This window comes from Streptomyces sp. SID14478, from assembly GCF_010548525.1.
GTDB lineage: Bacteria > Actinomycetota > Actinomycetes > Streptomycetales > Streptomycetaceae > Streptomyces.
In genome coordinates this window covers 1-4,420 of the sequence record NZ_JAAGMG010000449.1, presented here as the reverse complement: position 1 = coordinate 4,420, position 4,420 = coordinate 1, and the positions used below count along the sequence as shown (strand labels likewise).

General features: G+C 73.5%; 3 protein-coding genes, 1 tRNA gene and 1 pseudogene. 3 read left to right on the top strand and 2 right to left on the bottom strand.

Annotated features, from left to right (window positions below):
- From G3I40_RS15170 to G3I40_RS15160, 3 genes and pseudogenes are all read left to right on the top strand, one after another.
- Window positions 1-866 (top strand): annotated as a pseudogene (locus tag G3I40_RS15170) (hypothetical protein); the annotation flags it as partial.
- Window positions 867-1,132: 266 nt separating this feature from the next.
- Window positions 1,133-2,575: a N,N-dimethylformamidase beta subunit family domain-containing protein gene (locus tag G3I40_RS15165; protein WP_164302699.1), complete on the top strand. Its 1,443-nt coding sequence runs from the start codon at window positions 1,133-1,135 to the stop codon at window positions 2,573-2,575.
- A gap of 91 nt (window positions 2,576-2,666) precedes the next feature.
- Complete coding sequence (locus G3I40_RS15160) at window positions 2,667-3,572, top strand: phosphoribosylaminoimidazolesuccinocarboxamide synthase (protein ID WP_164302698.1); 906 nt, start codon at window positions 2,667-2,669, stop codon at window positions 3,570-3,572.
- Window positions 3,573-3,629: 57 nt separating this feature from the next.
- On the opposite strand, the gene G3I40_RS15155 is transcribed toward G3I40_RS15160, so the two are convergent.
- A tRNA-Gly gene (locus G3I40_RS15155) sits at window positions 3,630-3,705 on the bottom strand.
- Window positions 3,706-3,750: 45 nt separating this feature from the next.
- Window positions 3,751-4,359, bottom strand: a complete 609-nt coding sequence (locus tag G3I40_RS15150) for a response regulator transcription factor (protein WP_164302697.1) — start codon at window positions 4,357-4,359, stop codon at window positions 3,751-3,753.
- Between the last annotated feature and the right edge of the window lie 61 nt (window positions 4,360-4,420).

The following is a 4,420-nucleotide window of genomic DNA, read 5'->3' as shown; positions in this document are numbered from 1 at the left end:
CCGAGCTGTCCCGGCGCGACCGGCTCGCGGAGGGCTTCGCCTCCCGGCTCGGCGAGCGCCCGGCCTGTGACCTCCTCGAAGAGCCCGGCGCCATCGACGAGGCGACCTCCCTGCTCGCCGCCCGCCTCTTCCACGGCGGGCCCGCCGAATCGGGTGCCGACTGGGCGCCGGTGGACTGGCAGGAGTACCCGGACGAGGTCGTGGACCGCACGTGGCGCACGGACGCGGCCCGTCTGCACCGGGTCCTGGACGCCCTGGGCGTGCACAGCGCCCGCGCCCGCGCCGCGACCTGCGAGGGGCCGACCCTGGCCCGGGTCCTGGACCACCTCGCGGCGGACCCCGACACCGTCCCGGCGACCGCGACCGCGGCCCTGTCGGAGGAACCCCTCTCCGCGCCCCCGGACCCCGACCTGTCTCCGGAGACGTACACGGACGCCGAGCTCGACGCGCTGCTCGCCCCCACGCCCCGCCCCGAGGTCGACACCCTCTCCGCCGGACTCAGCGCCGAGCTGGCCCGCGAGGAGAGCGCCCGCCCCGCGCACCCCGCGCCCACCGGCCAGGGTCCGGACGGCGCGCTGTGGGACGAGGGCGCACTGCCCCTGTTCCCGCTGCAACCGCCGCGCACCGGCCGGGAGTTGCTGGCCGACCACGTCACGGCGATGGTGTGCTGCGCGGCGGTGGACACGGCCGGCGCGACCCCGGGCCTGGACTGGCTCGACGGCCCCGCGCTGCTCGTCGACGGGGAGCGGGCGGCCGACCTCGGTCCGCCCGTGCTGAGCCTGGTGGAGGACGGCGACCCGGTGCCCCTCAAGGGATGGCTGGCCCGGCTCGGCATCCGCCCGGAGAAGCCCGTACGCCTGGTGTGACCGGCCGGTGCTGCCGCAGGAGGCGGCCCCGGGCCCGGAGGGAAACGTTCCACTCTCGTCAATTCGCGACGAACGGTGACGAGGTGCGTGCGTAATGTGATGTGCTGGGACCGGTCGCGGACACATCAGCCCGCGCGCGTGCTCGGGGGAGCGGCAGGAGGGGAGCAGCCATGGGGCCGGACAGGGCGGGGCACCCGGAGGAAGCGGCACGGCAGGACGCCGCGCCGCCACCCCGTGCGCGTACCCCCCGCTGGGAGTCCGGGGCGATGGCGCACGCGGTCAGCGACCCGTTCGGGCAGGGCCCGCTGCCCTGGCTGCGCGGCAGCGAGCACTACTTCGACGACACCGGACACGTCGTCCCCTGGTACATCGACCACGCCCCGCAGCCCGGCGCGAAGAACATCCCGGCGCCGCGCACCAGCGGCCCCCGCAACGCCGACGACGTGCACCGCCAGATCAAGGGATTCACCTCGACCGGCGCGGCGGCGCCCGGCGAGGCGATCGACTTCCACGTCACGGTCGACCCGCCGCAGCAGTTCACCGTGGACGTCTACCGCATCGGCCACTACGGCGGCGACGGCGCCAGCAAGATCATCACGAGCCCGCGGCTGTCCGGCATCGTCCAGCCGCCCCCGCTGACCGCCGACCGCACGGTCTCCTGCCACCACTGGTGGCTGTCCTGGCGCCTCCAGATCCCGTCGTACTGGAACGTGGGCGCGTACGTCGCCGTCCTGACCACCCTCGACGGGTACCGCTCGCACGTCCCGTTCACGGTCCGCGACGCCAACCCCGCCGACCTGCTCCTGCTGCTCCCGGACATCACCTGGCAGGCGTACAACCTCTACCCGGAGGACGGCCGGACGGGCGCCAGCCTCTACCACGCCTGGGACGACGAGGGCGGCCTCCTCGGCGAGAGCGAGGCCGCGACCACGGTCTCCTTCGACCGCCCGTACGCGGGCGCCGGCCTCCCCCTCCACGTCGGCCACGCCTACGACTTCATCCGCTGGGCCGAGCGCTACGGATACGACATCGCGTACGCGGACGCCCGCGATCTGCACGCGGGCCGCATCGACCCGACGCGCTACCGGGGCCTGGTCTTCCCCGGCCACGACGAGTACTGGTCGGCCAACATGCGCCGCACGACGGAGCTGGCCCGCGAGCACGGCACCTCCCTCGTCTTCCTCTCCGCCAACACCATGTACTGGCAGGTGGAGTTGGGCCCGTCGCCGTCCGGCGTCCCGGACCGGCTGCTGACCTGCCGCAAGCGCAGGGGCCCGGGGAAACCGGCCCTGTGGCGGGAGATCGACCGCCCCGAGCAGCAGCTCATGGGCATCCAGTACGCGGGCCGCGTCCCCGAGCCGCACCCCCTGGTCGTGCGGAACGCGGACCACTGGCTGTGGGAGGCGACCGGCGCGAGCGAGGGCGACGAGATCGAGAACCTGGTGGCCGGCGAGGCCGACCGCTACTTCCCGCGCACGGCCCTGCCCGAGCACCAGGACCGCATCCTGCTGGCCCACTCCCCGTACCGCGACAGCGACCGGACCCGCCGCCACCAGGAGACGTCCCTGTACCGGGCCCCGTCCGGCGCGCTGGTCTTCGCGTCCGGGACGTTCGCCTGGTCCCCGTCCCTGGACCGGCCCGGGCACGTCGACCCCCGTGTCCAGCGGGCGACGGCCAATCTCCTCGACCGCATCTGCAAACGGGACTGAGCGCGAGGCCGGGTCCCGGACCCATGGCCAGAACTCGTCCCCCCGTACGGGAGAATCAGAGGTACTTCGTACAGAACCACGGGGAGGAACCGTGTCCGGATTCGTCGAAAAGCCCGAGCCAGCGCAGGTCCCGGGCCTGGTACACCTCCACACCGGCAAGGTGCGGGACCTGTACCGCACCGACGCGGGCGACCTGATCATGGTCGCCACCGATCGCATTTCGGCATACGACTGGGTGCTGCCGACGCCCATCCCGGACAAGGGCAAGGTCCTCACCCAGCTCTCGCTGTGGTGGTTCGACCAGCTCGCCGACCTGATGCCGCATCACGTCGTGTCCACGGACCTGCCGGCCGGCGCCCCCGCCGACTGGGCGGGCCGCACCCTCGTCTGCACGTCCCTCGACATGGTCCCGGTGGAGTGCGTGGCCCGCGGCTACCTCACCGGCTCCGGCCTGGTCGAGTACGAGGCGTCGCGCACCGTCTGCGGCCTCGCCCTGCCCGAGGGGCTCGAGGACGGCTCGGAACTCCCGGCGCCGATCTTCACGCCCGCCACGAAGGCCGAGGTCGGCGAGCACGACGAGAACGTGAGCTACGAGGAGGTGGCCCGCCAGGTCGGCGCGGAGACCGCCACGCAGCTGCGCCAGGCGACCCTCGCCGTGTACGGCAGGGCGCGGGACATCGCGCGCGAGCGCGGCATCGTCCTCGCGGACACCAAGTTCGAGTTCGGTTTCGACAAGGAGGGCACGCTGGTCCTCGCCGACGAGGTGCTCACCCCGGACTCCTCGCGCTTCTGGCCGGCCGACCAGTGGCAGCCCGGCCGCTCGCAGCCCAGCTACGACAAGCAGTTCGTGCGGGACTGGCTGACGTCCCCGGACTCCGGCTGGGACCGCAAGAGCGAGGAGCCGCCGCCGGCCCTGCCCGACGAGGTGGTGGCGGCGACGCGGGCCAAGTACATCGAGGCGTACGAGCTGCTGACCGGCCTCGCCTGGGACGCGTAGCCCGCCTGGAACGCGCGGCAAGAAGGCCCCCGGTCCGTGGACCGGGGGCCTTCTTCGTGGAGCGAACGACCGGGTTCGAACCGGCGACCTCAACCTTGGCAAGGTTGCGCTCTACCAACTGAGCTACGTTCGCAAGCGCCGCTCGCGCGGTGCTTCGTGCGCCGAAGCGCGACGCCTACTATACCCAACCTCGCTCGCGCGCGATCCGCACCGCCGCGTGCCGGTTCTCGGCGTCGAGCTTGGAGACGGCCGACGACAGGTAGTTGCGCACCGTCCCCTGCGACAGCGCCGCCCGTTCGGCGATCTCCGTGACGGGCGCCCCGTCGGCGGCGAACTCCAGCACCTCGGCCTCGCGCGCGGTCAGCGGCGAGTCCCCGGCGGAGATCGCGTCGGCCGCCAACTCAGGGTCCACATAACGGTTTCCGGCGTGCACGGTCCGGATGATCTCGGCGAGCCGCTGGGCGCTCACGGTCTTCGGCACGAAGCCGCGCACGCCCGCGGTCAGCGCCCGCTTCAGATGCCCGGGGCGCCCGTGACTGGTCACGATCATGGTCTTGCAGTCGGGCAGTTCCTCGCGCAGGGCTGTGGCGACCCTCACACCGTCCGCGCCCGGCATCTCCAGGTCGAGCACCGCCACGTCGGGCCGGTGGGCCCGCGCCATGGCGAGCGCCTCGGGGCCGGTCGCGGCCTCGGCGACGACGACCAGGTCGTCCTCCAGCGCGAGCAGGGCGGCGAGCGCGCCGCGGATGAGGTGCTCGTCGTCGGCGAGCAGGACGCGCAGGCTCATCGTGCGGCCTCCGCCGTGGGGGCAAGGGCGCCGGCCGTCTCCACCGGCACGGTGGCGACCA

Excerpts from the sequence above, each read along its gene's own strand:
- G3I40_RS15165 (WP_164302699.1), top strand. The coding sequence starts at position 1,133 with ATGGCGCACGCGGTCAGCGACCCGTTCGGGCAGGGCCCGCTGCCCTGG.
- G3I40_RS15150 (WP_164302697.1), bottom strand. The coding sequence starts at position 4,359 with ATGAGCCTGCGCGTCCTGCTCGCCGACGACGAGCACCTCATCCGCGGC.